Source organism: Runella aurantiaca, from assembly GCF_003339505.1.
Lineage (GTDB): Bacteria > Bacteroidota > Bacteroidia > Cytophagales > Spirosomataceae > Runella > Runella aurantiaca.
In genome coordinates this window covers 157,514-183,722 of the sequence record NZ_QPIW01000005.1, presented here as the reverse complement: position 1 = coordinate 183,722, position 26,209 = coordinate 157,514, and the positions used below count along the sequence as shown (strand labels likewise).

Sequence of the window (26,209 nt, the reverse complement as noted above, 5' to 3'; positions counted from 1 at the left end):
TTATGCCTTAAAGTATAAAATCTACCCCTCATCGCTTTACACAAAAACGCCTTTTTCCGTAATTGCGTTCCTGATGACCCTTTCCGCTAAAAATTTTATGAAAAACAGCAGTACCGAACCCACCTCTTTAAGCCGTTTAGTGAGTCTGCCCGTTATTGTGGCTGCGCTTGGCTATTTTGTCGATGTATATGATTTGATTGTATTCAACATCGTACGGGTACCAAGCCTCAAAAGCCTCGGACTTAGTCCTGAAGAAGTGTCGAGCGTAGGTGCTGCTATCTACAACTGGCAGCAGGCGGGATTGCTGATAGGGGGAATTTTATGGGGGATTTTGGCCGATAAACGTGGTCGGCTTTCGGTCTTATTTGGCTCTATTATCATGTATTCGCTGGCCAATATTTTGTGCGGTTTTGTGCAAACGCCTATGCTGTACGGTTTTCTGCGTTTTATGGCTGGGGTAGGGTTAGCGGGAGAATTGGGGGCAGGTTTGACGTTGGTTTCTGAGATTTTGCCCCAAAAGCTACGCGGTTATGGGTCTTCGATTGTGGCGAGTGTGGGACTTTTGGGTGCGGTTGTGGCTTTTCTTACTAACTCATGGTTTGACTGGCGCACCACGTATTTTGCGGGTGGTGGTTTGGGGTTGGCACTGCTGCTGTTGCGGATACGCGTGTATGAATCAGGGATGTTTGAGCAGGCCAAAACCCAAAGTTTGAGGCGTGGCAGTATGGCTGCTTTTTTTTCTGATAGTGCCCGTTTTTGGAAATATATGCGTTGCATTGGGGTCGGGGTGCCTACGTATTTTGTCATCGGAATTTTGGCTACATTTAGCAATGAATTTGCGAAGGCGTTGGGTATTACGGAAGAGATAGTGACCGGACGTTGTGTGATGTACGTTTTTGTCGGTATGGTCGTGGGAGATATGTTCAGTGGGGTGTTGAGTCAGTGGCTCAAATCACGTCGCAGGGCAATTGGCATCATGACCACCATGACGTTGTTGGGGGTGATTTATTACCTCTACGGCGGTATCACCGATGCGACTAGTTTTTATGTCGTGTGTGCATATTTGGGCTTTTCAATTGGTTATATCGCCATGTTTTTAACGGTAACGGCCGAAAGTTTCGGGACCAATTTGCGCGCCACGGCTACTTCGACCGTAGCTAATTTTGTGCGGGCCACTACACTGCTGACGCTCCCCCTATATCAATACCTCAAACCCAGTATGGGGGCTCTTTCGGCAGGAGGATTGGTGGCGCTGCTCTGTTTTGCGATTGCGTATCTTTCCCTTTTTCTCATGGAAGAAACGTTTCATAAAGAGTTGGATTATGTAGAATAACGAGTTGTGTTTTTATAAAAATGACAGGCGCACTTTCTGGGTGCGCCTGTTTGCTTCATGACTGTGTTGTACTTTTTTTACTTCCGACCGAGTGCGTTATTTTGTGACTTCTCCGTGGATGTTTAGCGTCACCAATCCACCCTCCGCGTTGGATTCTACCGTGACCGTTTTGTTAAATGTCCCAATGGCGGCGGCGTTAAAAGTCGCTTTGATTGTACCCGATGCTCCTGGCATAATAGGCTGTTTGGGATAGTCAACCCCCGTACACCCGCATGAGCCGTACGCCTTGTGGATGATTAGGGGAGCGGCACCTTTGTTGGTGAACGCGAATTCGGCTGTAACAGGCTTACCCTGTGTTATTTGTCCGAAATTATGGTCGGTTTCTACCCAACCAAAAGTTGCGGCTACTGCACCTGCAAAAACAAGAGAAGCGGTAACCAATAAGAATAAAAAAAGAAGTGTTACTTTTTTCATAAAAATAAGTCTTTAAGAGGTTAATAAACTTTTTTATCAATTGACGTTTCAAAAGTATGGTGTTTGGTTTAGTGGCTGTGTTAATGAAAACTCAACTTTTGTTAATGGTTTGTTAATCGTTCGATAAGAATCTGTATACCTCCTAAATTCGTATGTATTTTTTGGTTAATATTGCCAACAGGCAGTTTTAATTATTAAAGCGTACGCCTGTATTTATGTCAAGAAAAACGATACGCCTTCTGGTAATTTTATCCACATTGTCCATCATTGGGGTCATTGTGACTCAGATATATTGGGTAAGAAAAGCCCTCGACATGGGGGAGCGCCAGTTCAATCAACAAGTTCATGTGTCTTTGCAGGAAGTGGCTGAGCAGCTTGCGCAGCTCAACGCCGTGATGCTGCACAATAACCCAGTAGAGCAGCTTTCTTCCAATTATTTTTTGGTTAATACCAATTCCATGGTTGATCCGGGCATTTTGGAACATTACCTCAAAACGAGCTTCGTTAGGCATAATATTATTACTGATTTTGAAGTAGGAATTTATGATTGCGCCAGCAATAAAATGTTTTATGGCGTAGCCCTGAGTACCCGTAATGACAACAAGACCCCAACTCAAACGGCTAATTGGCTCAAATCCAATAAATATCCTTATTATTTTGGCGTACGTTTTCCCAATCAAAATAGTGCAGTCATTAACGATCTCAGGGGCTGGATTTGGTCTTCGTTACTGGTGCTGATTGCAGTTAGTTTTTTCGGATATGCCCTGTTTGTGATTTTACGACAAAAACAACTCACCGAAATACAGCGCGATTTTATTAATAATATGACGCACGAGTTGCAAACGCCTATTGCCACCATACGCATCGCGGCCGATGTGCTCAATACACCCGCCATCAAAGACCAGCCCGAACGCCTCAAAAAATACACCGAGATTATCAAAGAGGAGGCCCTTCGCCTCCAAACCCAAGTAGAAACGGTGTTGAATATGGCAAAAGCGGCGAAAAATAAACTGCCGCTTTCCATTGAATGGCTCGACGCCCATCAAATCATCACTTCGGTGTCTCATAAGTACGAGAATGACCTTACTCTGCACCTGAATGCTATGGAGCCTTATATTCACGCAGACCGTATGCATTTTACGAATGCCATCAGCAATTTAATTGACAACGCTTTTAAATATACACCCCAAAACCCCGTTATTTTGTTGGAGACATTCAATGAAAATGGGGCATTGGTGGTGTCGGTAAAAGACAATGGCATAGGAATTGCCCCTGAATACAGAGATAAGGTCTTTAAAAAGTTTTACCGGGTTCCGACTGGAAATGTCCACAATGTAAAAGGGTTTGGCATTGGCCTGAGTTATGTACAGCAGATTGTAAAAGCCCACCAATGGAGAATCCAACTCAAGAGTGAAGTGAATAAGGGAAGCGAGTTCAAGATTTTAATTCCATTAAAAAAATAGGGAATACGCAGAAGCGAGGTGCCGTTGGTTTCAGTCTCCATTGGGGTTTATTTTTAAGTCCGATTGAACAAGACCGAGCCATTTGAATTGTCAGAAAATTGTCAGTACTTTCCGCCATAAATTCTCGACGAGCAGTAATTTGACGTTACTGATACGATTTCACTGATAACAGATTCTCTAAAAATGCCCCGTATTTTATATGTTGAAGATGACCCGAATTTGGGTTTTGTGACCAAAGATAACCTCGAACTTCACCACTATGACATCGTCCACTGTACGGACGGATTGCAGGCGTTAGAAACTTTTCAAAAACAGCAACCTTTTGATTTATGCGTGTTGGATGTGATGTTGCCGCACCTTGATGGATTTACATTGGCACAGAAAATTCGCCAACAGGACACGCAGGTTCCCATTCTTTTTTTGACGGCGCGCTCGTTGCAAGAAGACAAACTCCACGGCCTCCGAATCGGCGCAGACGATTACCTCACCAAGCCCTTTAGCATGGAAGAGTTGGTACTCAAAATAGCCATTTTTTTACGCCGAAGCCAAAAAAATCAAGCTAATGAATCAATAACACAAACGCCAGAGGTAATCAAAGTAGGCAATTATGTGTTTGATTTTGAAAAATTACACCTCCAAATCAACGGTAAAACGCAGGATTTGACCTTTCGTGAAGCCGAAGTTCTACGCTATTTGGCTGAGCGTCGCAATCAGATCATCAAACGCGAAGACTTGCTCAAAGCCATCTGGGGCGACGATGATTATTTTATGGGGCGCAGCCTTGACGTTTTTATGTCGCGCTTGCGTAAATACCTTTGCGACGACCCTAATATCAAGATTGAAGGAATCCACGGCGTAGGCTTCAGGATGCGGTGGTGAAGTTGATTACTTCTTCTTGCGTAGCTCCGAAGCGTTATAATTCATCTTCTTTTTGAAAATTCTCGAAAAATAAAACTCAGATTCAAAGCCAGATTGATACGCAATTTCGGCCAAAGTCAGATTGCTTTCCTGAATGAGTTGCTCCGCTTTGCGCAATTTAAGGGTAAGGTGGTATTGGTTGGGTGAGGTGCCTAGCACTTCTTTGAAGGTTTTTCGAAACCAGATATAGCTTAGATTGAATTTTTGTGCAAGTGCTTCAAAGTCAATGTCTTTATTCCAGTTTTTGTGGATTTCGTCCCGTATTTTATCAATGATTTCTTCTTTTCTCGACATCTTTTGGTTAGACAATAACACCGATGCGTACACGATTCCCAAAAGGTGAATGAGCTGAAAAGAAGATAGTTTTTGGAAGGAGTCGCCACGAGCTTCAATCACCTCAATGAGCTTCGAAAAAGTATCCAAGAATTCAGCGTTAAAACCTACTTTAATGATTGGATTTTGGGGATTAAAACATTCTTGTTCTAATAAATAATGGGCGTATGTGCCCGAAAACCCCACCCAATATTCTTCCCAGCCCGTTTTTTCTTTGGGACGATAGCGGTGCCAAACTCCGGGATACAGCAAAATAATGGTCCCTTCTTCGATGACTTGCGAGGGGAGGCCGTTGGCCTCAAAATAGCCCTCTCCTTTGGAAATATAAATGATTTGGTACTCTTTCAGGCTTCTACCTTTTTCCCACTCAAAATAGTAGTCGTCAGGGTGTTGGATGTCGGGGTAGGGGTGATTGGCGGGGTGAATATTGTGCCCTACATTGAGGATGTTTATTCCCTGATTTTGTTCGTTTGTGCCGGGGTCAAAGGTGAAGTATTTTCTAAATAATTTCATATCAAAAAATATAAAACAATAATCAAAATGGTCATTTGTGGATGGTCGAAAATACTATTTATTTGTGGAATATTACTATAATTGCTTTGTAATACTGCTTTGTTTTTAAAATGGGCCAGTCTGTTGTTGTACAAAGTGATATTTATATTTTGAGTGTACTACCATTTGGTGTGAATTCTAACGTATGATGAAATTGAATACAACCTTAAGAATCGGACTGTTTGGCATTGGTTTAGATACGTATTGGCCGCAGTTTGAAGGATTAAAAGAGCGCTTAGAAGGTTATCTGGGAGTTGTAGAGGCAAAATTGGCTACCGTTCACGCAAACATTGTCAATGTCGGATTGGTGGACTCGCCCGATAAAGCATTTGAAGCAGGAAAACAGTTCAAGACCGAAGATGTCGATATTATCTTTTTGTACGTGACTACCTACGCGTTGTCTTCGACGGTCTTGCCCGTTGTTCAACGCGCCAAAGTCCCTGTTATCATCCTCAACTTATCGCCCGAAGCGGCCATTGATTACACCTCATTCAATGCGATGACCGACCGCACCAAAATGACGGGCGAATGGCTGGCGTACTGTTCGGCTTGCCCCGTACCCGAAATCGCCAATGTCTTCAATCGGGTGGGGATTAGGTTTCACCAAATTACGGGAATGTTGCACCACGACGCTGAAACTTGGCGGGAAGTCGGCGAGTGGGTAGAGGCGGCCAAAGTTGCCAATATCATGGCTTACAATCGGTTGGGTTGCATGGGGCATTATTACAGCGGAATGTTGGATATTTATTCAGACCTCACCCAACATTACGCCCATTTCGGTGGCCATATCGAATTGTTGGAAGTGGAAGAATTGGCGGAACTACGAAAAGAAGTAAGTCAGGATGAAATCGCCGAACGTCTTCAATTATTTTACAAAACCTTTGATATTCAATCGGATTGTCCGCCCGAAGAGCTTGAAAAAGCCGCGATTACGTCGGTCGCGCTGGAGCGCTTGGTGGAGAAACACAAGCTGGGCTCAATGGCGTATTATTATAAAGGAACGGGAAATCCAGAGAATGAAGAAGCGATTGCGTCCATTATTTTGGGAAATTCCCTACTGACCGCCAACGGCGTACCCGTGGCGGGTGAATACGAAATCAAAAACGCCCAAGCCATGAAAATCATGGACAGCTTTGGCGTGGGCGGTTCATTTACAGAATATTACGCCATGGATTTCGCGGACGATGTGGTGCTGATGGGCCACGATGGCCCCGGGCACATTGCCATTGCCGAAGGTAAAACCAAAGTACGCCCCTTGAAAGTCTACCACGGCAAAGTAGGGAAAGGCGTTTCGGTCGAAATGAGCGTAAAAAATGGCCCCGTTACCCTATTGTCGGTGGTAGAAAAAAGAGGCGGTGGGCTAATGCTATTGGTGGCCGAGGCAGAATCGGTTGCGGGGCCGATTTTAGAGATTGGCAACACCAACAGTCGGTATAAGTTTTCCATCGGTGCCCGCAAATTTGTCAACGATTGGAACAGCCACGGCCCTGCGCATCATTGCGCCATTGGGATTGGGCACATCAGTTCAAAAATCGAAAAATTGGGCGCGTTGCTGGGAATGGAGGTACGAAAGGTTTGCTGAAAAAACTATCTTAACAATTCCCCAAACACTTCATCCAATTTCGCGACGGGTATAATCTTAATGTCGTAGCTCTTGAAAATCAGTCCTTTGGTGTTGTATTTGGAAATAAAGATTTTCTTAAAACCCAGTTTTTCTGCTTCGGCAATGCGGCCTTCAATGCGGCTCACGGCCCGAACCTCACCGCCCAAACCCACTTCTCCCGCAAAACAGACCGAAGGCGGCACAAAAGAATCTTCAAAAGACGATGCAATCGAAGTCACCACGGCCAAGTCAATGGCGGGGTCTTCTACGCGCAGGCCACCCGCTACGTTGAGAAACACGTCTTGGGTGCCCAACCGAAAGCCGCCGCGTTTTTCCAACACTGCCAACAGCATCTGAAGGCGTTTGTTGTCAAATCCCGTACTGCTGCGCTGCGGGGTGCCGTAGTTGGCTACACTTACCAGCGACTGTATTTCAATCATCAGCGGTCGGTTGCCTTCCAGCATGGAGCCAATGGTGATGCCGCTCAATTGCTCTTCGCGCTGTGAAATCAATATCTCCGACGGATTGGTCACTTGCCGAAGCCCCGTGCCGAGCATTTCGTAAATGCCTAATTCTGAGGTGCTTCCGAATCGGTTTTTGGTGGTGCGCAAAATCCGGTAGGTGGTGTGGCGGTCGCCTTCAAACTGAAGTACCGTATCCACCATGTGTTCGAGGGTTTTAGGACCCGCCAAGCTGCCGTCTTTGGTGATGTGACCAATCATAAACACGGGTACACCGCTTTCTTTGGCGTATTTCATCAGTTCGGAAGCGCACTGACGCACCTGCGACACGCTACCCGCGCCCGATTCGATGAGCGACGATTGCATGGTTTGGATAGAGTCAATGATGAGAACATCCGGCTCAAATTCTTCGATTTGACGGAAAATATTATCGGTCGATGTTTCCGTCAGAATAAAGCAATTGTGATTTTTGGACGTAAGTCGCTCGGCGCGCATCTTGATTTGCTGCTCACTTTCCTCGCCCGATACGTACAGCACGCGTTGGGTAAGCGTAAGCGCAATTTGCAGCATCAACGTCGATTTTCCGATGCCCGGCTCGCCGCCAATGAGCACCAACGACCCCAACACAATGCCGCCGCCCAAAACGCGGTTCAATTCGCCGTCTATCGTCACGATTCGGGGTTCCTCTTCGTATTTTATTTCGACAATGGCTTTGGGTTTGGAGGCCAAACTCACCGATTTCCATTGCCCGATGGGCCCTTTTTTATCTTCTTTTTCGAGAACTTCTTCTACCAATGTGTTCCATTCGCCGCAGGAAGGGCAGCGCCCCAGCCATTTGGGTGACTGATGACCACAACTTTGACAAAAATAAGCGGTTTTGACTTTAGCCATATAATCGTTGAAAAATAGGTTACGAAACTAACCTATAAAAATGAAACATCAATATCAGGTATAAAGATTTGGAGAGGAATGTAAATAAACGGCCTTTTTTCATTCGGGCTACCTTTTGAAAACCTAGCTCAAAAACGGACAAAAAGGGTTTAACCATAAATCGCTGTTGCCTAAGTTGCGAAGTTTTTCAATCTTTGTCAATTCAATTTTAACGCGTTAAGAATGCTGAAAGCCCGCCAAATTGTTCGTAAATACGGAAATCTTTCCGTTTTGAAAGGCATTGATTTAGAGATTAATAAAGGAGAATTGGTTACAATCGTAGGCGCTTCGGGGGCGGGGAAAAGTACCCTTTTGCACATTTTGGGAACCCTCGACCGTCCTGATGCAGGGCAGGTTTTTATCAACGATACTGACGTTTTTGCCCTCAAAGAGAAAGAATTAGCCGCTTTTCGCAATCACACCATTGGCTTTGTGTTTCAGTTTCACCATTTGCTGCCCGAATTTACGGCCCTAGAAAACGTGTGTATGCCCGCTTTTATTGACGCCAAAAGTGACGAAACAGAAGTGAAAAAAAGAGCTGGTGAGTTATTGGAAATGTTGGGTTTGAAAGACCGCTTGGGCAATTTACCCTCACAATTGTCGGGGGGCGAGCAACAGCGCGTGGCCGTAGCCCGGGCCTTAATCAACAATCCCGCCATTATCTTTGCCGACGAGCCCAGCGGTAACCTAGATTCCCGCAACGCCGAAGACCTGCATCAATTGTTTTTTCGCCTGCGCAATGACCTTGGACAAACCTTCGTCATCGTGACTCACAACGAACACCTCGCCGACATGGCCGACCGCAGATTGGAAATGATTGACGGCGGCCTTGCCCACCCGTAGGGGCAGGCTTCTCGTCTGGTTGGGTTGTTACGTAAATGCGTTTTTGCGTTCGTTGTTTTATGTTGTGAATTTTATTTGCTAATTACCGGTTTTCATTTTTAAGGTTATATCACCAATGTTGTAACTGTAAATAGAGGCAGGCAAAAATGAAAAAGAAAGGTTATCTACTACTTTTACACCCGTTAGGTCAATAGAAGTAACCAGAGCTTTATCAAAGTCATTAGCCTTGCAGAATTGTATTAAACTTTTTAATTCCTTTGGTTTTTCAAAGTAGCGGTTGCTCCATTTTATTTCTACCCCCCAAACAGGCTTATATTTTTTGTCGTCAACTAAAACTAAATCTACCTCGCCTTCATTTCTACCATCTTTCCATCGTGCATAGGTTAAATCTAACTTTTCACGGTGCATCCATTGGGATAGGACGGCTGTTTCTACTAAATTTCCCATTTCGCTGTCGATTTCGGAAATAGGCGAAAACAAAGCTGTACGTAGTGATGGATTGGTTAAATATACCTTAAAACTCGTAACTCTCTTTAACCGTTTGGCATTTACATCAACCTTGTTTAATACTTTTATGAGAAACGCTGCTTCTAAGTATTCTAAGTATTTTTTGAGGGTGTCTTTCTGTATGCCACTTTCTTTACTCATTATTTCATAGGAAAATTCGTTCCCTGTATTGTAGGCAATGTAGGTGAAAAATCGGTTTAACTCTTGTACGTCTTTTATACCATATAAACTTGGTAAATCGCGTAAAAGTACTTTGTCCACAATATCATTTTTGACGTATCTACCCATATCGCTTTGTATTTTTTCGGATAACACTACTTCTGGATAACCGCCAAAATTCAAATAATTTACAAACTCCCTATTGAGTGCTTTTATATCGTGTGTAAGACAATAGGGTATAGGTTTCTCACCGTATATAATGTTGCCATCATGGATGAGGTGGTCCATGTTTTTAAGATGAATGTATTCTTGAAAAGTAAGGGGTGGAAGCATAAAATCGGTAAATCTGCCCGCACCACTTTCGGTGCTGTGCCATTTGAGGGCCGCTGCTGCTGAACCCGACACAATGAATTTGGTTTCTGGGTAAGAATCTACCAGCACTTTGAGATGACGCTCCCAGTCTTTAAGGTATTGTATTTCATCAAAAAACACATAGCAGCCGCTTAAATTACTTTGATTGAGCGATTGCTTACAGAGGGTTAAAATATCTTCTAAACTTAAATGCACATAAATAGGATTGTCGATTCCTACAAAGAATATCTTTTGTGGATTTACATTTTCGGTCATTAACTGCTGTATACTGTGGAACAGCATGACGGTTTTGCCCACGCGTCTTGGCCCCATAAGCACCAAAGCTCTGCGTATATTTTTTTCGTTTACGTATGGATAGAATAATTTAAAATACAGACGTTTTGACATAGAACTGTACAGTTCTGGTATCTGTTTGTTTCTCCACCAAGGATTTTCGTAACGTAACCGTTCTATTATTTTTTCTGTTGGAATAAGACTTGAAATGTTCATTTAATCTGTTTATTTTTACAAATATAGTAAAATTAAATAGATTTGAATCTTCTTAAAGGTTACATTTGTTTCTAAATAGTTATTTTTTGCTATTTTGTCACTTTTGTTTTATCTATGTCAAAAGTGAAGGCAAATTATAAAGATGAGTTCAATTTATAGTGAGGCCTAACGAAATGGGCTTAAAGATGGCGTGGGCTTAGTATTCCGTTAGCCGAAATAAGTAGTGAAGCTGATAGTAGTACGATGCTCAATTACTTCTGTCCGCCACGCTATCTGTAAGCCAATGTTAGCGGTTTGTTTGCCTTCGTGTCGATGGAGTTGAATTGTCCACTGACAAGGTAAAAAATAATACTTGACATTTTTTGTCGAGTAAATTTGTTTTTGTAACTTTGCTGACACTAAAACAAAGCAAATGTTAGAAATTGTTTATTTCAATGAGGATAGATACGTTTGGGCTAAATCGTTACATCTTGCATTAGAACTGTCAGAAAATCAGTATTCGAGGGATATAAAAAGATGGATTTCTACAAAATATCTCTTTCAGAATAATAAAGAATACAAAGAGCCAGTCAAAAACTATGATTATTTTCAAAGTAAAGATTTGGTTGGTAGGACTGGGGTAAAAGAACCACAATCTATTGGCAGTTTAATAAGTGACATTGTTCACTCGACATCAATGTCGAGTGAAAATAAAGGTCCTGGAAATTTCTCAGAAAACTATCTAATACGGTTTGAACTTGCAAAAATCATTACGGTAAATTCAAACTGCAAACTAAAAGATAGGCTTGTTCAGTGGTTATTGTCAATAGAAGCCGACTTAGAAAACAACCAGATAATTACAAGAAAGTCGCTTTTAGGATTGATGGAAATGGTAAAAATGTGTACATACATCGACAATCAATTAGAATATTATAAACAGCACAAAAAGAAATTCTTTGAAGGGAAAGAAAGTGAGGATTCATGGAAAGAATTTGATAATTATAGAAATAGTATCTTAAAGTTATTTTCGGAAAGTCAGTTAGATGCTAAGTACATTGAATTAAAGAAGGAAACTCCCAAATCGTCATATACAAAGATAGAAAAGTATGCTATTGTTGATGGTTTAGAAAGTATCAGAGCATCTTTGTTTGATTTCTTAACTCAAAGATTTGACCCTTATGGTCATAAAAACATACTAAAAGCCCGTGATTTAGCCGATTTTGTGAAACAAGTTTTTGAGTCAGCTGGCGTTACAGAGTTTAATTTTAAGCCAAAGAATTACAATCCAAGAGGGCAACTCAATTTATTCCTCCCAATAGAAGAAATTGTTGATATTAAGTTAATATCCCAGGCTATCAAAGAACTTAGTAGGTAGTTTTCACAAATAACCGCTAACATCCATATATACGCATCTAGTTGCATATATACATCAAAAAATAGCTCCTCCTACGCCTCGCTGCTTAGCATTTTCATGGCTTTTTGGATGGCTTCGTTTTTGCGTTTGCGCTGGAGTACGGTGGGCGCGGCCATGCGCTCTTTGCAGTCAAACGAAGGGCAGCGCTCGCAGGTCTCGTTCACTTCGCGTTTGGTGATTTCGCCAGTGCTCAAAAATTTGATTTTGGAGAGCACATTTTCGTCCAACCGAATCCCCATCGAAACGCTCACGTTGAGGTTGGGCGTGGGCGACATCGGCTTGGCAAACGACACCACAAAATACTGGTCCTGCGTGTCCATGTAGTGCGAAACCTGCGTACGGCACAGTATCTGCTCGTACTCTCCGCGCGATTGCAACTCGGCCAACTCCTGCAAAATGGTCAGCGAAATCCAACGACGGCAATAGTGCTCATCGCGCACCGTGTGTGGATTGTGCTTGCGCGCAATGTGCATTTCTTTGGTCAAATCAAAGCGATTTTGTCCCGCAAAATTATTGAACCGAAGAAAAAACAACTGGCTGATTCCGAAGTATTTAGGGAGGATATTGCTCAGCCGATAACAAAACGATTCGGGCGTACTGTGGAAGTAATTAATCATGTTGACCAATGCCTCACCGTCAAAATGCGGCTGCTCAAAAAACGTGGATAGTTTCTTGGCCAGCACTTCCCCTTTGATGATAATGGCACTGGAAAAATAAGAAGCTTTGTAGTTGTTGAGCAGTTGTTCAAACGATTCGGCTTCCACTAAGTGCGTGGTATTCAGTCGGTTTTTGAGCTTCATGAATTGATACCCCAACTCACGCCCGTAAATAAACGCCCGCTGATTGGCGTCTAGTTGGGGACTGATGAGCAACCGTAACTTATCCCCGCGCGAAACCAACATTGAGCGAATTCCGATAAGTTCGGGATATTTTTTTTCGTCGATAAACTGAATTTCGTATGGATAATTTTTAACCAACAAGTCGGCCAAGTATTTGTCGTCCAGAATCAACTCTTCAGGAACGGCATGAAACTTCAAAAACTGCTCGGCTTCCTGCTCCAAATCCTCGAAATAGTTGTCGTACATTTCTTGGTAGGTCCGCAGCGCCGAAAAGTAAAATTGCTCCACCGACATATTGTAGTTGCGCGCGATTTCGATGAGCGTCCCGATAAACGCGCTCAATTTGGTGGGCGCGTCGGAAAGCATTTCCAATAAATCGGCGGGGTCGATTCCGAAAAGGTCAAGCGGGAGCTCAGTGAGAATATTGGATTGCAATAATTCTGAAATGGGCTCCAGTTTTTTGCTCAACTTGATAGAAACCAGCGAGTCGTATTCTACGTCCAATGCCCGCGAAAGGGCCATGATTTTGTCGGACTTGGGATATTTTTTTCCTTTTTCAATTTCGTTGATGTAAGAAATGGATAGTCCAGTGAGTTGTGACAAATCGCTGAGAGAGAGTGATTTGTCAAGACGAAGCTGCTTTAATTTGAGCCCAAAAACGAGGCGAATATTATCTTGGTTAAGAGACACGTTAGGGATTTTTATTACTGTGTAAATTTAGTACTTTTTCCGAAAAACATAGTACTTTAAATGAGGTTTCCGTAACCGCCACCGCCGGGAGTTTCAATCCTCAGTGAATCACCCGCTTGTGCTTCTACGCTGCAAACTCCTGATAATGTTTCGGTTGTTCCATTTTTTTGGGTCAGGATTTGCCGCCCCGTTTGCCCGTTTTGTCCACCCCCCAAACCATACGGCGGCACTTGGCGATGCTGGGTAATGAGCGTGACACGCAGCGGCTCTAAAAAGGTAATTTCGCGGACAACGCCCTCTCCTCCCTGCCATTTTCCGCTGCCACCCGAGCCTTCTCGAATTGCGAACTGATTGAGCCGCACGGGATAACGCCGTTCTAGTTCTTCAGCGTCCGTGATGCGCGTATTGGTCATGTGCTGATGCACGGCTGAGCGCCCGTTGGCGCTGGCACTTGCGCCCGTACCGCCGCAAATGGTCTCGTAATAGCCGAATTGTCCGTTGCCAAACAGGAAATTGTTCATCGTTCCCTGACTGCAAGCCGCTAATTCAAAGGCTTTTAGCAGCGTATCTACCAACCGCTGACTGACTTCCGTATTGCCTCCTACCACGGCGGGGCATTGTGTGGGGTCGTCGCTGAAATGAGGGTGCAAAAAGCTGTTTTCGGGTAAAATGACTTCGACGCCTTGCATCAATCCTTCATTTAAAGGAATGTTTTTGTTGACCAACAGTCGTAAAACGTATAAAATGGCGCTGTAAATAATGGAAATGTTCGCGTTGAGATTGTGGGGGTGACAGGGTGAGGTACCCGTGAAATCAAACTGGGCTCCCCCTGCCAAGCGCGGCGTAATATTGACCTGAATCCGATGCCCGTCATCCAATGATTCGGTAGCGGCAAATGATTTATTTTGATAGGGAATCAGGGCATTTTGTAAGGCGTCAAAAGCACTGTTTTTCAGCAATTTCATATAAAAATGCACCTTTTCTAACCCGTGTTGCGCCACAAGACTTTGAAGGGCCGTTTCGCCAGAGCGTAGCGAAGCAAGGGCGGCGTTGATGTCGGCAATGTTTTCGGTCAGGGCGCGGGTAGGATAGGAAGATTGGGTAAAAAGACGCTCAATGTTTTCCCATTGCATTTCGCCGTTTTTGACCAAATACGTCGGCAAAATCACTACTCCTTCTTCGTCGAGCGTGGTGGCATCGGGGGGCATAGAGCCGGGCGTTCGACCGCCGATTTCGGCGTGGTGGGCGCGGTTGATGACGTAACCAATGAGGCGTTGGTCGGGCGTAAATACACCCGCGAGAATCGTCACGTCGGGCAAGTGCGAACCGCCGTATTTGGGGTGGTTGGTGATGATTACGTCGCCTGAGCCGATGGTGATTTTTTCGCGAACCAACCGCGCGCACACGCCCAAACTGCCCAAATGCACGGGAATATGGGGCGCATTGATGAGCAATTCGGCATTGGCGTCCAACAAAGCGCAGGAGAAATCAAGTCGCTCTTTGACGTTGACCGAAAAAGCGGTACGCTGCAATTGGGCCCCCATTTCTTCGGCAATCGCCATAAAACGATTGGTGAAAAGTTCTAGTTCAATGGCTTGGTTGACATCGGTTTGGGTGACGTTCTTTAGGTTTTGTGCTGTACTTTTAACAACTACATCTCGCGTTGACGTCACCACTGCTTGCCACCCTTCGGGGATGAAAGAGGTCGACGTTGGATTGAGCAATACGGCAGGGCCATTGAAAAAATCGTTTGCCGAAAGCTGTTCCCAATCATACACTGGATAGTGTACGTGTTTGATTGGATTGGATTCATTATCAGCGTGATATGAGATAGTTGATTGGTTTTTCTTGCCTTTTTCTCCCGCCATTATTTTTATGCTTTCCACTTCGATTGGAAGCGTGGTGGGACAATATCCAAACAACTGTTGGTACTTTTCGCGGAATTGGTGCGGGAGGTTTTCGTGGGTTTGATAGCTGATTTCCAACGCATTTTCTTGCCCTTTAAAACGTAAATAAAGCAACACAGCACTTACCTCAACGGCACGTATGCCTTCATTTTGAAGAATTTCTTCGGCTTTTTGAGAAAGTTGAGCAATGCGCTCGTCGAGCTGTGGGGTTAGTTCGTCCAACGGTTTGAGAACTTGCTGACTGACAATCCGTTCTACCCGCGCCTGCCCCATGCCGTAGGCACTCAACAAGCCTCCATCGTAGGGTAAAATAACCGTTGAAATGTTCAGGATTTCGGCCAGTTGACAACCGTGCAAACCGCCCGCGCCGCCAAAAGTGAGCAGCGGATAGTCTTTGGGGTCAAAGCCCTTAGCGACCGAAATGCGCCGAATGGCTTCGGCCATTTTTTCGTTGGCAATTTGCTCAAACCCACGCAATAATTCGTCTTCCGAAAGTTGTTGGTTGATTTGGGTAAAAATGCGTTGCTGAATCGCCTTTAATGCCTCGCGTGATTTGTCTATTCGGACGGGAATCCCAAAACGGGAAGTGTCCAATTTTCCTAATAATAAATTAACGTCGGTGATGGTCAACGGGCCGCCAGCTCCGTAGCAGGCGGGGCCAGGATTTGCGCCCGCACTCTCGGGGCCCACGCGGAGTTTTTGCCCATCAAAAGAGCAAATGGACCCTCCTCCTGCGGCAACGGTTTCGATGGCGAGCGTGGGGTTGTGGAGCTCGATGCCTTCAATTTTGGTGACAAATTCTAGGTCTAATTTTCCGTCAAAACGGGCGGTGTCGGTGCTTGTTCCGCCCATGTCGAAGGTCAGACAGCGCTCAAAACCAAGTTGTTGGGCAATGGCGGCGGCCCCCACCATGCCCCCCGCTGGGCCACTGAGTAAGCTGTCTTTGGCCCGAAAAGTAGCCGCGCTCACCAAGCCTCCCGCGCTCGTCATGACGCGAACGGTTTGCTGTCCTAGCGCGTATTTTATATTGGTGAGGTATTCGGATAAAATGGGTTGTAAATAGGCATTTACCAGCGCCGTTTGGGTCCGTTTTAGGTAATTAATGCCCGCGTATAATTCCGAAGAACTGCTGATGGAAGGATATTTTTGGGCGCTGAGAACGGCCCCAAGTTGCTGCTCATGAACAGGGTTCAGGTAGCTGTGTAGAAAAGAAATGGCCACTGAATGATGAGCGGAGCGGGGCAAAGCAACGTTAGAATCATCAAAAGGAGCGATTATTTCTCCTTTGGCGTCCAAACGTTCGGGTATCTCAATCACTTCGTCATAGAGTAACGTCGGTTCAGGAATGGCTAATTGGAATAAATTGGGGCGTTGTTGGGTGCCGATTCGTACAGCATCTCTAAAGCCTTTGGTCACATAAAGCGTCACTTTTGCGCCTTTGCGTTCGAGCAGTGCATTGGTGCCTTTGGTGGTGCCAAGCCGCATTGACAGTGAAGGAAAAGGGTGATTTAAAGGGGTTTCGGTGACTATTCTTGTGGCAAGAACGGGGGCTTCTTCGTGGGTAGTAACTTCAAAATCGACTGGAAAAATGGTGCCTGTCAGGTCAATATCCTCTTCCAATTCAAGCACATCGCTGCTAAAATTAACGACTTTGATAAACGCATTTCCCCCCACAATTCGGAAATCATAACCTGTCAATAAGGTACTTTCAAACGCCCATTGGGTAGCGGCCTTGTACGTTTTAGGTCCTGTTTTTTCGAGAATTTGTCCCCTCAAAAAGCTGCTGCTCAGTACTTTTGTGCGTTTTAAAACGCCCGATTCGTGCAGGGCCAAACAGTCAGTAAAGGTGCCTCCCGTATCAATCCAAATTTGCCACATAAAAGGTGAAGGTTGAAAGCTAAAAGTGAAGGGTTAAAGGCTGAAAATGAGACGTTTATTTCCTCATCTTCGTAGCTTTTAACCCTTAGATTAATCTTTATGTTGAGGTTATTTTCGTCGTGCTGCCACCCTGCTTTGGGTCAACCACAAAAATAACAGCGTTATGCTGAAAAGATAAATAACGTTCCGAGAGTCAATCAATCCGCGTCCTAAATCAGCGTATTGTTCGTCGAGCGAAATCCACGATAGGGGATACGCCAATGAACCCCAAAAGTCCAATTTGGCCACGGCGCCAATGCCGTTATAGAGCAAAAACGAAATGAAAACGCCCAGTACAAAAGCCACAATTTGGTTGTCGCTCAGCGAAGAAGTCCACAAACCTACTGCCACAAATACGGCACTCAAAAGAGCAAGACCGATGTAAGAACCGAAAATTTGGGCTGAATCTACGTTTCCTACGGGGTTGCCGAGTTGATAAATGCTGTAATAATACAGGAGTGTCGGGAGCAATGTCACAAGGGCAAGCGCCCAACTCGCCCAGAATTTACCCAAGATTAACCCCCAAGTACTGAGGGGTTTGGTCAACAGCAATTCGATGGTTCCGTTTCGTACTTCTTCGGCCAAAGCCCGCATGGTGATGGCGGGAATCAGAAACAACAATACAAAAGGGGTGAGGTTGAAAAAGGTTCCCAAATCAGCATAGCCATAATTGAGAATGTTGGTGTCGGGAAAAACCCACATCAACAAACCGACGGCGGTCAGAAAAACAGCCATGACAATATAGGCCGTCAATGAACTGAAAAAGGAGTTGATTTCTTTACGAAAAATAGCGAGCATAAGCGTACGAGACACCAGAAGTTTGACGAAAAAATAGAAAACGATGGACTATTCCAATTCAAATGGCTTGTCTTTTTTCATAATGGCGGATACAATCAGGGAAATAATAAAACCGATTAAAATAGCGCCAAAAATACTGATTGCAAAGGTAATACCCGGGCTGGAAAACTTTTCGCTCATGGCCAATGCTTGTTCCACCTGCGCATCGTCCATGCCCCGGTTTTCCAAATCTTCACGGACTTTGTCCATGATTTGTTGACGTAACGTGTTGTCAATGAATTCGTTGTAAATGTAAGAATACACCGAAGAAATAAAACCCCCAACGGCCGACATCAGCGTGCCGATGCCAAGGCCTTGGCCGTAGGTCATAAAACCGCCGTTCAGCGTTCGGAATTCTTTCATTCCCAGCACCATCGCTGCAATTGTAATGATGGCCCCGAGCCAGGCCAAAGAACTGTTGGCGGCTTGGCCAGAAACATAGAGAATGGTGATAAAGACGATACTGGCAACCCCCGAAATAATGCCAAATTTGAGTGCGGTGCGAGCGGTAGTTGTTTGTTGTTCCATAATGTTGTTGGTTAAGAAGTTGGATGATGGGCAAAAGTAAACAGCGCAGGAGAACGAAAGAAAATTAATGGATAGATGGTTGCAATTTAAGCTAAGTGGCGCTTAAAAATGACCGAATTATTGAAAATTGAACCATTTGTGGGCCAAAATTTAGGTAAAAATAAACCTTCAATTAAATTTTTCGCTTCAGTTCAAAACTTTGCCCTAGATATAACCGTCTTACTTGCGGGTCGGCGGCGAGCTCTTCGGGAGTACCTTGTTTCAGGATTTTTCCTTCAAACAATAAATACGCTCGGTCGGTGATAGATAGCGTTTCGGATACGTTGTGGTCGGTAATTAAAATGCCGATGTTTCTGAATTTCAATTTGGCCACAATGGTTTGAATATCCTCTACCGCGATGGGGTCAACCCCCGCAAAAGGCTCATCCAACAGAATGAATTTGGGGTCAACGGCCAAACAACGGGCAATTTCGGTGCGTCGACGTTCGCCACCTGATAGCACCATTCCCTTGTTTTTACGTACGTGATGCAGGTTAAATTCATCCAATAGCTCTTCACATTTGGCTTTTTGGTCAGCCTTGGAGATGCTGGTCATTTCCAGAACGGCAATGATGTTTTCTTCAACGGTCAGGGTTCTGAAGATGGACGCTTCCTGTGCCAAATACCCGATTCCGAGCCGCGCCCGTTTGTACATCGGAAGGTCGGTAATGTCTTTATCGTCGATGTAAACGTGGCCGCTGTTGGGTTTTACCAAGCCCGTTGCCATGTAAAATGAGGTGGTTTTGCCGGCACCGTTGGGGCCCAATAACCCCACAATTTCTCCTTGTCCCACTTGGTAGCTCACGTTGTCGTTGACTAGGCGCGAGCCGTATTTTTTTATTAAATTTTCGGTTCTTAGAATCACAATTTTCCTGATTTATGGCTATAAATCGTCTTTGTCTATGTTACACGCTTTAAGAATTTTGTAAAATAACCCTTTGCCTAAATCTCGGTTTCCGTGAATAGGTATCGGAACTGATTTTTTTAGTAGGTCATTTTTGTAAATATGATGACTTCCCTTGATACGGTCGAGATACCATCCGTTTTCTTCCAAGACTTTAATGATTTCTTTGGCATTGTATCCCATACTTAAACTGCTATGGAATGATAATCAGCTGAATTTCGATCAATGGTGATAATCGTCTCAAACTGTGTTTGTTGTTGTTGGAGCATTTCATTATCGTCTGGAATAGGGTAGCCGTTTTCCAATCGGGATTCAATGACTCCCTCAATTGCCTCTTTTGCCATTTTCAGTGCTTCTGAAAGCGTCTCCCCGTAGGTAATACACGGACTTAACGTTGGGATTTCAGCCACGTAAAAACCTTCGTCTGGGTCTCTGGTAATGATGATTTTATACAATCTTGGTTTTTCCATTTTGTTGGATGCTTAGCAAAAATTTACTCAAATCGGATGTCTTTCAGATACAACTGTAACGTCGTTTTATCCCGAAACGTATTTTCTTCAATGGTGTAGGCGATGGAAAAAGGCTTCCCAGTGATGAGTTTGGGATACATATCGGCCATGCCAAACCCAATGGCGGTAAATTTCACGGCTCCCTGTGGAGAAGGTTGAAAGACTTCTATTTTGAGGTGTTTCTCCTTCATAATGGTTGGTGTGCCGCTCAAGCGTACGTCGTGGCTCGCAAACACGGGCGTCATGTTTTCGGGACCGAAAGGGGCCATTTGTTTGAGAATATTGTAAAATTTGGCGTTGATGGCGTTCAATTCCAAATCCATGTCGATATCAACGAGCGGGGTAAGTTGTTCGGGAGAAATGCGGTTTTTAACAATCTCATCAAACCGCATCCGGAAGGCGGGTACGTTGTCGACCGCTAAGGAAAGGCCCGCCGCAAAAGTATGCCCGCCAAATTGTTCCAAGAGGTCGGAACAGGCCTCTATGGCTTCGTAGACGTCAAACCCTGGCACCGAGCGCGCCGAGCCCGCCGCTTTGCCGTGCGAGTTGGTCAGGATGATGGTAGGGCGGTGAAAATGCTCAATACATCGGCTCGCCACAATGCCCACCACGCCCTTGTGCCAGTCTTCTTTGTACAAAACGGTGCTGTTGGCGCCTACCATCCATGCGTCCTCGCGAATCATGTTGAGTGCTTCGTCGGTGATGCTCGTATCAAACGTGCGGCGGTCGCTGTTGTGTTTATTGATTTCCTGCGCAAAAGCCTCGGCCTCGTCTTTGTCGTTGCAAAGCAATAGCCTAACGGCTTCTTTGGCGTGGGCAATTCGGCCAGCGGCATTGATGCGGGGCGCAAGACCAAAGACCACGTTGGTAATGTCGAGGTCGTTTTTGAAACCCGCAATCTCAATCAGCGCATTGAGGCCAATGCGTTTGCGCTCATTGAGTTTTTTGATTCCATAAGCGGCCAAAACGCGATTTTCTCCCGTGATGTGCACGATGTCTGCGGCAATACTTACCACCAACAAATCGAGCTGGTCCATGAGTTCATCTTCGTCGGCAAATCCCTGCTGACAAAGTGCCTGCAAAAGCTTGAAACCTACGCCGCAACCCGTCAATTCTTTGTAAGGATACGCGCAATCTTCCTGTTTGGGGTCCAAAATGGCCACGGCAGGCGGAAGGTTCGCGTCAGGACGGTGGTGGTCGCAGATGATAAAATCAATGCCGCGACTTTTTGCATCGGCTACTTTATCAGCTGATTTGATGCCGCAGTCGAGCGTAACAATGAGTGAGAAACCATTGGCTTCGGCATAGTCAATTCCCTGCGACGAAACGCCGTAGCCTTCGATGTACCGATCAGGAATATAGTATTCAATGGAAGGATAATATTTTTTGAGAAATCCATAAAACACCGCCACTGACGTAGCACCATCGACGTCATAATCGCCGTAAATGATGATTTTTTCCTGATTTTCAAACGCTCGGAGCAACCTTGACACGGCCTTATCCATGTCTTTCATCAAAAACGGATCGTGGAGGTGTTCGATGGAGGGGCGGAAAAAAGCTTTGGCGGCCTCAAACGTGGTAATGTCTCTTTGGACCAGCAAACGCCCCAAAAATGGATTTACGTTGATAGAAGCAGCGAGGGTATCCGCTTGGGTTTGTTGATTTGGCGTTAGGGTTTGTCGGTATGTCCAGCGTTTGGTATTCATAGTTTGCAAATTAACGAAAATCATTGAAAGCTTTTAAATTTAATGGCTTAACGGTTACATCTATTATGCTATGCTTTTAGTAGGAATGTGCTGTTTTTGAGCTGTTTATGATTGAGTTTTGATAGACAATACAAAATGTCGCGATGAGTGTTTTTTGTTTTTTTAACAACGGCTTGCCCAAACAACAAAGGATTTTTACATTTGCTTTGCTATGAATCCTGAACTCAAAAAATCCCTCGCTCGTTTGGCCTACCTTCGTAGTGCCTGTTCCTTTGTTCCCTAATTTTCTGACTTATAGCGCCCGACTGACAGGAGTGCTCATTCGTATTTCATGGATTCCCTACGGGCAACAAACTCATTTTCGTTGTTTTCAACGTCATTATTCCCTTTCATCCAAAAATCAACAAATTATGCAAAATGTATTAATCATTGGTTTGGGGAAGGTAGGCTCATTGGTGGCTACCTTGCTCAACAAACAATTCAGCGTAAAAGGTTTGGATAAACGTCGACCTACAAAATCTCTTCCCTTTGAAATCATCGAAGGGGACGTAACCGACGAAGTTTTTATCGAAACTACGCTGGCTGATTTCGATGCGGTGGTGTCGTGTATGCCTTATAATCTCAACTTGCCCATTGCCAATGCTGCTTATAAACTAGGGATTCATTATTTTGATTTGACCGAGGATGTGCCCACCACGGCTGCTATTCGCCAAATGGCCGAAACACACCGGGGTGTGATGGCCCCTCAGTGCGGATTAGCGCCAGGCCTCATCGGAATTGTGGGGGCCGATTTAGCCAAACGATTCGATAAACTTCGTGACATTGAGCTCCGTGTGGGGGCGTTGCCCTGTTATCCCAACGGGCTTTTGGGGTATTCTTTCACGTGGTCGCCGGCGGGGGTCATCAATGAATACATCAACGATGCCGAAGTAATTCACAACGGCGAACGTAAAATGGTGTCGTCGTTGGATGGTATCGAAGTAATCAACATCGAAGGTCAAGAATTTGAGGCATTTAGTACGTCGGGGGGGCTGGGCACTATGTGTGAAACTTATCTCGGAAAAGTTGATACCCTAAATTACAAGACCATTCGCTACCCTGGACACGCCAAGCTGATGCGGTTTTTGTTGTATGAATTGATTTTGAAAAACAATCGTCAGCAAATCGAAGAAATATTGACTTCGGCCAAACCTCCTGTGAAAGAGGATGTTGTGTATGTGTATGCCGTGGTAGAGGGCTGGCAAACTGACGGGCTGGCCCGTGAAGAATTTTACCGAGCCTACCACCCACGTCTTATTGACGGGCAACATTGGAGGGCTATTTCTTGGACTACTGCTGCTTCCATTGCGGCGGTGGTAGAAATGGTAGCGGCGGGAACATTGCCCCAGAAAGGGTTTATCAAACAAGAAGAAATTCCCTTTGAGGCGTTTTTGGCAACCGAAAACGGGGCTTTTTTTAGGAATAATAATTAAAACCGTAGGGGCAGGCCTTGCGTCTGCCCCTACGATAATTTGAAAATATTTTTCATCATCATCCATTTTTCGCCTTCTTTGGCCATGGGGAGGGCTTGCTGGTAGTGCCACATCAGGTTTTCCCATTCTTGCACTTTGGGATTGGCGGCATCGGCGGCGGCTTTTTCGTCAAATGAAAAATCGTCGGTGGTTTCCATAATCATAAAAAGTCGGTTGCCGATACGGTAAATCTCCATTTGGGTAATGCCCGCACTTGTGATGCTTTCCGCGATTTCAGGGCGGATTTTTTCGTGGTATTTTTCGTATTCGGCAATGAGTGTGGGGTCGTCTTTGAGGTCGAGGGCGAGACAGTAACGCGGCATATCAATCAGTGGAATGAATAGTTTTAGGCTAAAAAGGAGGAATGAAGGTTATTTTTACCCTTTCTCTGAAAGTTAACCTAGTTTTCGCTTGTCAATCACGCTTCTTAACCGCGTTGCACTTTCGTAATCTTCTTTTGCTAAGACTTTAGCCAGTAGGTCTTCCAACTCTTCGAGGGTGTATTCGGCGTAGGATTTTTTTTCTCTTCCTTTTTCATCCAACAAATAACCAGCTTCGTCGAGCACTTGCTCACTGACGAACAACGGGCAGTTAAAACGAACGGCCAACGCAATGGCGTCGGAAGGGCGAGAGTCAATTTGGAGTGATTTTTCAGGACCTGTTATAGATATTGTTGCTTGGAAAACATCTTCTTTAATTTGATGGATAAATACCTCTTTCAACTGGGCATTTAGTTGAACAATCACCGATTGAAACAGGTCGTGTGTGAGAGGGCGGGAGGGTTGGAGGCGTTCAAGATGGAGGGCAATGGCTTGGGCCTCGTTCGGCCCAACAATGATAGGGATGCGCCGTTTGGAGAGCGGCTCTTCCAGAATGAGTACATATTGGCCACGTTGAGATTCGCTCTCGGCCATAGCAATGACAAATACTTCAAATTTATTCATAAGATACATTCAAATTGGCTTTGATGAAGTTACAAAGCGTTCCAATATCATCGAAAGGTGAAATGACCCATTGGTCAATGGAAAGGCGATACAGGTTACGGTCTTCTACTTCCAACAAGAAACCTCCCGCCAACTCGAAGTATTTCCCGTTTCTTTTCAGTACGGGAATCTCCATTTGTTGAAGGGCATATTGAACAAAATCAGTTTCGTTGTATTCCATATATCCAAGTTTGGATTGATTAAAATGATACCGTATTTTCAAAAAATATCTTGCTGCCCAATCCAATGCACAACAACGACGAAACGATGGTCAGTGTACGGTATAATATTTTGTTTTGCATAAGTTTAGCCGAAAATGGGAGACTAAAAATGCCTGCTGCTAGCATCATACCCGCAATTGAGCCGACCCCAAAGAGCAAGATATATAAGATTCCGGCATAACTGCCTTTTACTTGGGTGAGTACCGAAATCAATACCCCGCCACTCCCCGCCAATCCATGTACCAATCCGACGCCGTAAGCCAAGCCTGAAGGGGGGGCGTGTAGGTGTCCATGGGTGCGTTCTTTTTTTGAACGAATAAGCCGCGTTGTCCCCAAAACAATGAGCATGAATCCCACTGCCGCCTCAAAGTATCGGAAGTCATTTTCAGCTAACACAAATTTGCCCAGCATATACACCGTTGCCACCAATAAGATAGTAGAAGTATGCCCCAGTCCCCAAAAAGCACCGTCTTTCAAAGCCAAAAAGGTGTTGTTACGTCGGGTGACAATGCTACTTACTGCCACTAAGTGGTCGGCTTCAAAGCAGTGTGAAAAACCGACAACGGCAGCAAAAAGAAAGGGCGCCAGTTCCATAGATTCAAGGATTGAGGGTATAGAATATGATTCGATGATTGCCAGTGTCAGCCAATACTAAGGTGTTTTCAGAAATACAAAGCGAAAAAGGCCAGTACAGTTGTTGGTCAGTGCCGTAGCGGGATTGAGTATTTTCGCTACCCGTTTGGAAATTAAGGTGTCCTAGAAGGTTATCGGCAGACGCGCTATTTTGGATTGGTATTTTTTCAAACCATAAGAGCCTGCTATTGCCTGTATCAGCGATAAAAATTCCGTTTTTGTAAAAAAAAGAATCGTACGTCCAGCTCATAGTGTGTTGTTGGGGAAATAGGCTGAACTGATTCATACCGTTGGTGTCAAAGTCAGATTGTCCGATGATTATATTTGCGGGTTGGGAGAGTGCGTCCTGCCAATGGTTCCAGATCAGGTTTCGATAATATTGGGTATCTGCTATCGACAACTGCCCGTTTTGTCCCACTCGCACCGAATATGGCCAGATGGGCTCATGATTTTCATAATCACGCTCCTCAAAGCTGGGTTTTCCAATAACCCCGTCGGCAGCGGTAAAATTTTGGGTTGGTATGTGTTCGTAAAATAACACACGTCGGTTGCCAGTATCGCAAATCCAAAGACGTTGTCCGTCAGAAAACACGCCGTACGGCCAGTTGAGAGATTGGGCATTTGGAGAGGCCCCAATACCCTTGACGTTGGGTTGATTACTTTCAAAATCAGTTTGCCCAATCACCGCATCGGCAGATTGGCCATGTTGGGTCGGAAAAGTATTCCAAATCAATACGCGGTGATTCCAAGCGTCGGCAACAATCAATTGTTTACCGTCTGACCAAATTCCCGAAGGATATTGTAAGGTGCACGCATTGACATTCATTCCCGAATTACGGCCTGTATGGGTTGTTTGGAGCTGTCCTAAAACCACATCAGGGGCGCAAAATTCAGAGGTTGGGAGGGAGTTCCAGATAAATACCCGATTTTGACCAGTATCTGAAATTATCAATTTATTCCCGACAATCCATACGCCGCGTGGGGCTAATAGTGGATTCCCTTCATCGCCCCTGAAAATCCACGATTTCTTTACCAACTCAGGGCGTCCGTCGGCTGAAGAGGCGTAGGTGGGAGGCAAAGCCGATGAGAAAGGGCCTGTGAAGCCCTCTTTTTCCCCGTTTTTGGTATCGGTTATGGATATATTCCAATTCATTT

Annotated in this window: 24 protein-coding genes; 7 read left to right on the top strand and 17 right to left on the bottom strand. The window is 44.9% G+C overall.

What is annotated here, in order from left to right:
• Nucleotides 1-97 precede the first annotated feature (97 nt).
• Entirely contained in the window at nt 98-1,333 is a 1,236-nt protein-coding gene (locus DVG78_RS09025) for an MFS transporter (RefSeq protein WP_114460836.1), read from the top strand.
• 96 nt (nt 1,334-1,429) lie between these two features.
• Here the strand turns inward: DVG78_RS09025 and DVG78_RS09020 are convergent, their stop codons facing one another.
• Nucleotides 1,430-1,807, bottom strand: coding sequence for a DUF1573 domain-containing protein (locus tag DVG78_RS09020; RefSeq protein WP_114460764.1), 378 nt, complete (start codon nt 1,805-1,807; stop codon nt 1,430-1,432).
• A 215-nt stretch (nt 1,808-2,022) separates the two neighbouring features.
• Between DVG78_RS09020 and DVG78_RS09015 the strand changes: the two genes are divergently transcribed.
• Complete coding sequence (locus DVG78_RS09015) at nt 2,023-3,270, top strand: sensor histidine kinase (protein WP_114460763.1); 1,248 nt, start codon at nt 2,023-2,025, stop codon at nt 3,268-3,270.
• Nucleotides 3,271-3,453: 183 nt separating this feature from the next.
• Nucleotides 3,454-4,149: a response regulator transcription factor gene (locus tag DVG78_RS09010; RefSeq protein WP_114460762.1), complete on the top strand. Its 696-nt coding sequence runs from the start codon at nt 3,454-3,456 to the stop codon at nt 4,147-4,149.
• Nucleotides 4,150-4,155: 6 nt separating this feature from the next.
• Here the strand turns inward: DVG78_RS09010 and DVG78_RS09005 are convergent, their stop codons facing one another.
• Entirely contained in the window at nt 4,156-5,034 is an 879-nt protein-coding gene (locus DVG78_RS09005; protein ID WP_114460761.1) for an AraC family transcriptional regulator, read from the bottom strand.
• 184 nt (nt 5,035-5,218) lie between these two features.
• Here DVG78_RS09005 and DVG78_RS09000 point away from each other — a divergent pair, with 184 nt between their 5' ends.
• Nucleotides 5,219-6,655 carry an arabinose isomerase gene (locus DVG78_RS09000; RefSeq protein ID WP_229598172.1) on the top strand — a complete coding sequence of 479 codons (1,437 nt, stop codon included), beginning with the start codon at nt 5,219-5,221 and terminating at the stop codon, nt 6,653-6,655.
• Nucleotides 6,656-6,660: 5 nt separating this feature from the next.
• Here the strand turns inward: DVG78_RS09000 and radA are convergent, their stop codons facing one another.
• Nucleotides 6,661-8,028 (bottom strand): DNA repair protein RadA, encoded by a 1,368-nt coding sequence (radA, locus tag DVG78_RS08995; RefSeq protein WP_114066213.1) that lies wholly within the window; start codon nt 8,026-8,028, stop codon nt 6,661-6,663.
• 222 nt (nt 8,029-8,250) lie between these two features.
• Between radA and DVG78_RS08990 the strand changes: the two genes are divergently transcribed.
• The gene (locus DVG78_RS08990) at nt 8,251-8,910 is read left to right on the top strand and encodes an ABC transporter ATP-binding protein (RefSeq protein WP_114460760.1); all 660 of its coding nucleotides are present in this window, start codon (nt 8,251-8,253) and stop codon (nt 8,908-8,910) included.
• Nucleotides 8,911-8,988: 78 nt separating this feature from the next.
• On the opposite strand, the gene DVG78_RS08985 is transcribed toward DVG78_RS08990, so the two are convergent.
• Nucleotides 8,989-10,437, bottom strand: coding sequence for an ATP-binding protein (locus DVG78_RS08985; RefSeq protein WP_114460759.1), 1,449 nt, complete (start codon nt 10,435-10,437; stop codon nt 8,989-8,991).
• A 412-nt stretch (nt 10,438-10,849) separates the two neighbouring features.
• Here DVG78_RS08985 and DVG78_RS08980 point away from each other — a divergent pair, with 412 nt between their 5' ends.
• On the top strand, nt 10,850-11,791 hold the full coding sequence (locus DVG78_RS08980; protein WP_114460758.1) for a hypothetical protein: 942 nt from the start codon (nt 10,850-10,852) through the stop codon (nt 11,789-11,791).
• A 71-nt stretch (nt 11,792-11,862) separates the two neighbouring features.
• Here the strand turns inward: DVG78_RS08980 and DVG78_RS08975 are convergent, their stop codons facing one another.
• The 8 genes from DVG78_RS08975 to recJ all read right to left on the bottom strand — a co-directional run bounded on the left by DVG78_RS08975 (nt 11,863) and on the right by recJ (nt 21,706).
• Nucleotides 11,863-13,359, bottom strand: coding sequence for a helix-turn-helix domain-containing protein (locus tag DVG78_RS08975; protein WP_114066209.1), 1,497 nt, complete (start codon nt 13,357-13,359; stop codon nt 11,863-11,865).
• A 56-nt stretch (nt 13,360-13,415) separates the two neighbouring features.
• Complete coding sequence (locus DVG78_RS08970; RefSeq protein ID WP_114460757.1) at nt 13,416-17,144, bottom strand: hydantoinase B/oxoprolinase family protein; 3,729 nt, start codon at nt 17,142-17,144, stop codon at nt 13,416-13,418.
• 108 nt (nt 17,145-17,252) lie between these two features.
• Nucleotides 17,253-17,981, bottom strand: a complete 729-nt coding sequence (gene gldF, locus DVG78_RS08965; RefSeq protein ID WP_114460756.1) for a gliding motility-associated ABC transporter permease subunit GldF — start codon at nt 17,979-17,981, stop codon at nt 17,253-17,255.
• A 48-nt stretch (nt 17,982-18,029) separates the two neighbouring features.
• Complete coding sequence (locus tag DVG78_RS08960) at nt 18,030-18,548, bottom strand: DUF4199 domain-containing protein (RefSeq protein ID WP_114460755.1); 519 nt, start codon at nt 18,546-18,548, stop codon at nt 18,030-18,032.
• A gap of 172 nt (nt 18,549-18,720) precedes the next feature.
• Entirely contained in the window at nt 18,721-19,452 is a 732-nt protein-coding gene (gene lptB / locus DVG78_RS08955) for an LPS export ABC transporter ATP-binding protein (RefSeq protein WP_114460754.1), read from the bottom strand.
• Between the two features lie 18 nt (nt 19,453-19,470).
• Nucleotides 19,471-19,674: a type II toxin-antitoxin system HicA family toxin gene (locus DVG78_RS08950; RefSeq protein ID WP_114460753.1), complete on the bottom strand. Its 204-nt coding sequence runs from the start codon at nt 19,672-19,674 to the stop codon at nt 19,471-19,473.
• Nucleotides 19,675-19,676: 2 nt separating this feature from the next.
• A complete protein-coding gene (locus DVG78_RS08945) occupies nt 19,677-19,961 on the bottom strand; it encodes a type II toxin-antitoxin system HicB family antitoxin (protein ID WP_114460752.1) in 285 nt (94 codons plus the stop codon).
• Between the two features lie 23 nt (nt 19,962-19,984).
• A complete protein-coding gene (gene recJ, locus DVG78_RS08940; protein ID WP_114460751.1) occupies nt 19,985-21,706 on the bottom strand; it encodes a single-stranded-DNA-specific exonuclease RecJ in 1,722 nt (573 codons plus the stop codon).
• A gap of 410 nt (nt 21,707-22,116) precedes the next feature.
• Here recJ and DVG78_RS08935 point away from each other — a divergent pair, with 410 nt between their 5' ends.
• Nucleotides 22,117-23,178 carry a saccharopine dehydrogenase C-terminal domain-containing protein gene (locus tag DVG78_RS08935; RefSeq protein ID WP_114460834.1) on the top strand — a complete coding sequence of 354 codons (1,062 nt, stop codon included), beginning with the start codon at nt 22,117-22,119 and terminating at the stop codon, nt 23,176-23,178.
• Nucleotides 23,179-23,207: 29 nt separating this feature from the next.
• On the opposite strand, the gene DVG78_RS08930 is transcribed toward DVG78_RS08935, so the two are convergent.
• The 5 genes from DVG78_RS08930 to DVG78_RS08910 all read right to left on the bottom strand — a co-directional run bounded on the left by DVG78_RS08930 (nt 23,208) and on the right by DVG78_RS08910 (nt 26,207).
• Complete coding sequence (locus tag DVG78_RS08930) at nt 23,208-23,540, bottom strand: L-rhamnose mutarotase (RefSeq protein ID WP_114460750.1); 333 nt, start codon at nt 23,538-23,540, stop codon at nt 23,208-23,210.
• A 72-nt stretch (nt 23,541-23,612) separates the two neighbouring features.
• Entirely contained in the window at nt 23,613-24,161 is a 549-nt protein-coding gene (locus DVG78_RS08925; RefSeq protein WP_114460749.1) for a bifunctional nuclease family protein, read from the bottom strand.
• Entirely contained in the window at nt 24,154-24,381 is a 228-nt protein-coding gene (locus DVG78_RS08920; RefSeq protein WP_114460748.1) for a hypothetical protein, read from the bottom strand. Before DVG78_RS08920 ends, DVG78_RS08925 begins: the two co-directional genes overlap by 8 nt.
• 19 nt (nt 24,382-24,400) lie before the next feature.
• Complete coding sequence (locus tag DVG78_RS08915) at nt 24,401-25,015, bottom strand: urease accessory protein (protein ID WP_114460747.1); 615 nt, start codon at nt 25,013-25,015, stop codon at nt 24,401-24,403.
• Between the two features lie 4 nt (nt 25,016-25,019).
• Entirely contained in the window at nt 25,020-26,207 is a 1,188-nt protein-coding gene (locus DVG78_RS08910) for an NHL repeat-containing protein (protein WP_229598171.1), read from the bottom strand.
• Nucleotides 26,208-26,209: the final 2 nt, after the last annotated feature.

What these genes read in the sequence shown, in the direction of transcription:
- DVG78_RS09025 (WP_114460836.1), top strand. Translation starts at nt 98, where the DNA reads ATGAAAAACAGCAGTACCGAACCCACCTCTTTAAGCCGTTTAGTGAGT.
- DVG78_RS09020 (WP_114460764.1), bottom strand. Translation starts at nt 1,807, where the DNA reads ATGAAAAAAGTAACACTTCTTTTTTTATTCTTATTGGTTACCGCTTCT.
- DVG78_RS09015 (WP_114460763.1), top strand. Translation starts at nt 2,023, where the DNA reads ATGTCAAGAAAAACGATACGCCTTCTGGTAATTTTATCCACATTGTCC.
- DVG78_RS09010 (WP_114460762.1), top strand. Translation starts at nt 3,454, where the DNA reads ATGCCCCGTATTTTATATGTTGAAGATGACCCGAATTTGGGTTTTGTG.
- DVG78_RS09005 (WP_114460761.1), bottom strand. Translation starts at nt 5,034, where the DNA reads ATGAAATTATTTAGAAAATACTTCACCTTTGACCCCGGCACAAACGAA.
- DVG78_RS09000 (WP_229598172.1), top strand. Translation starts at nt 5,219, where the DNA reads ATGATGAAATTGAATACAACCTTAAGAATCGGACTGTTTGGCATTGGT.
- radA (WP_114066213.1), bottom strand. Translation starts at nt 8,028, where the DNA reads ATGGCTAAAGTCAAAACCGCTTATTTTTGTCAAAGTTGTGGTCATCAG.
- DVG78_RS08990 (WP_114460760.1), top strand. Translation starts at nt 8,251, where the DNA reads ATGCTGAAAGCCCGCCAAATTGTTCGTAAATACGGAAATCTTTCCGTT.
- DVG78_RS08985 (WP_114460759.1), bottom strand. Translation starts at nt 10,437, where the DNA reads ATGAACATTTCAAGTCTTATTCCAACAGAAAAAATAATAGAACGGTTA.
- DVG78_RS08980 (WP_114460758.1), top strand. Translation starts at nt 10,850, where the DNA reads ATGTTAGAAATTGTTTATTTCAATGAGGATAGATACGTTTGGGCTAAA.
- DVG78_RS08970 (WP_114460757.1), bottom strand. Translation starts at nt 17,144, where the DNA reads ATGTGGCAAATTTGGATTGATACGGGAGGCACCTTTACTGACTGTTTG.
- gldF (WP_114460756.1), bottom strand. Translation starts at nt 17,981, where the DNA reads ATGCTCGCTATTTTTCGTAAAGAAATCAACTCCTTTTTCAGTTCATTG.
- DVG78_RS08960 (WP_114460755.1), bottom strand. Translation starts at nt 18,548, where the DNA reads ATGGAACAACAAACAACTACCGCTCGCACCGCACTCAAATTTGGCATT.
- DVG78_RS08950 (WP_114460753.1), bottom strand. Translation starts at nt 19,674, where the DNA reads ATGGGATACAATGCCAAAGAAATCATTAAAGTCTTGGAAGAAAACGGA.
- DVG78_RS08945 (WP_114460752.1), bottom strand. Translation starts at nt 19,961, where the DNA reads ATGGAAAAACCAAGATTGTATAAAATCATCATTACCAGAGACCCAGAC.
- recJ (WP_114460751.1), bottom strand. Translation starts at nt 21,706, where the DNA reads ATGAATACCAAACGCTGGACATACCGACAAACCCTAACGCCAAATCAA.
- DVG78_RS08935 (WP_114460834.1), top strand. Translation starts at nt 22,117, where the DNA reads ATGCAAAATGTATTAATCATTGGTTTGGGGAAGGTAGGCTCATTGGTG.
- DVG78_RS08930 (WP_114460750.1), bottom strand. Translation starts at nt 23,540, where the DNA reads ATGCCGCGTTACTGTCTCGCCCTCGACCTCAAAGACGACCCCACACTC.
- DVG78_RS08925 (WP_114460749.1), bottom strand. Translation starts at nt 24,161, where the DNA reads ATGAATAAATTTGAAGTATTTGTCATTGCTATGGCCGAGAGCGAATCT.
- DVG78_RS08920 (WP_114460748.1), bottom strand. Translation starts at nt 24,381, where the DNA reads ATGGAATACAACGAAACTGATTTTGTTCAATATGCCCTTCAACAAATG.
- DVG78_RS08915 (WP_114460747.1), bottom strand. Translation starts at nt 25,015, where the DNA reads ATGGAACTGGCGCCCTTTCTTTTTGCTGCCGTTGTCGGTTTTTCACAC.
- DVG78_RS08910 (WP_229598171.1), bottom strand. Translation starts at nt 26,207, where the DNA reads ATGAATTGGAATATATCCATAACCGATACCAAAAACGGGGAAAAAGAG.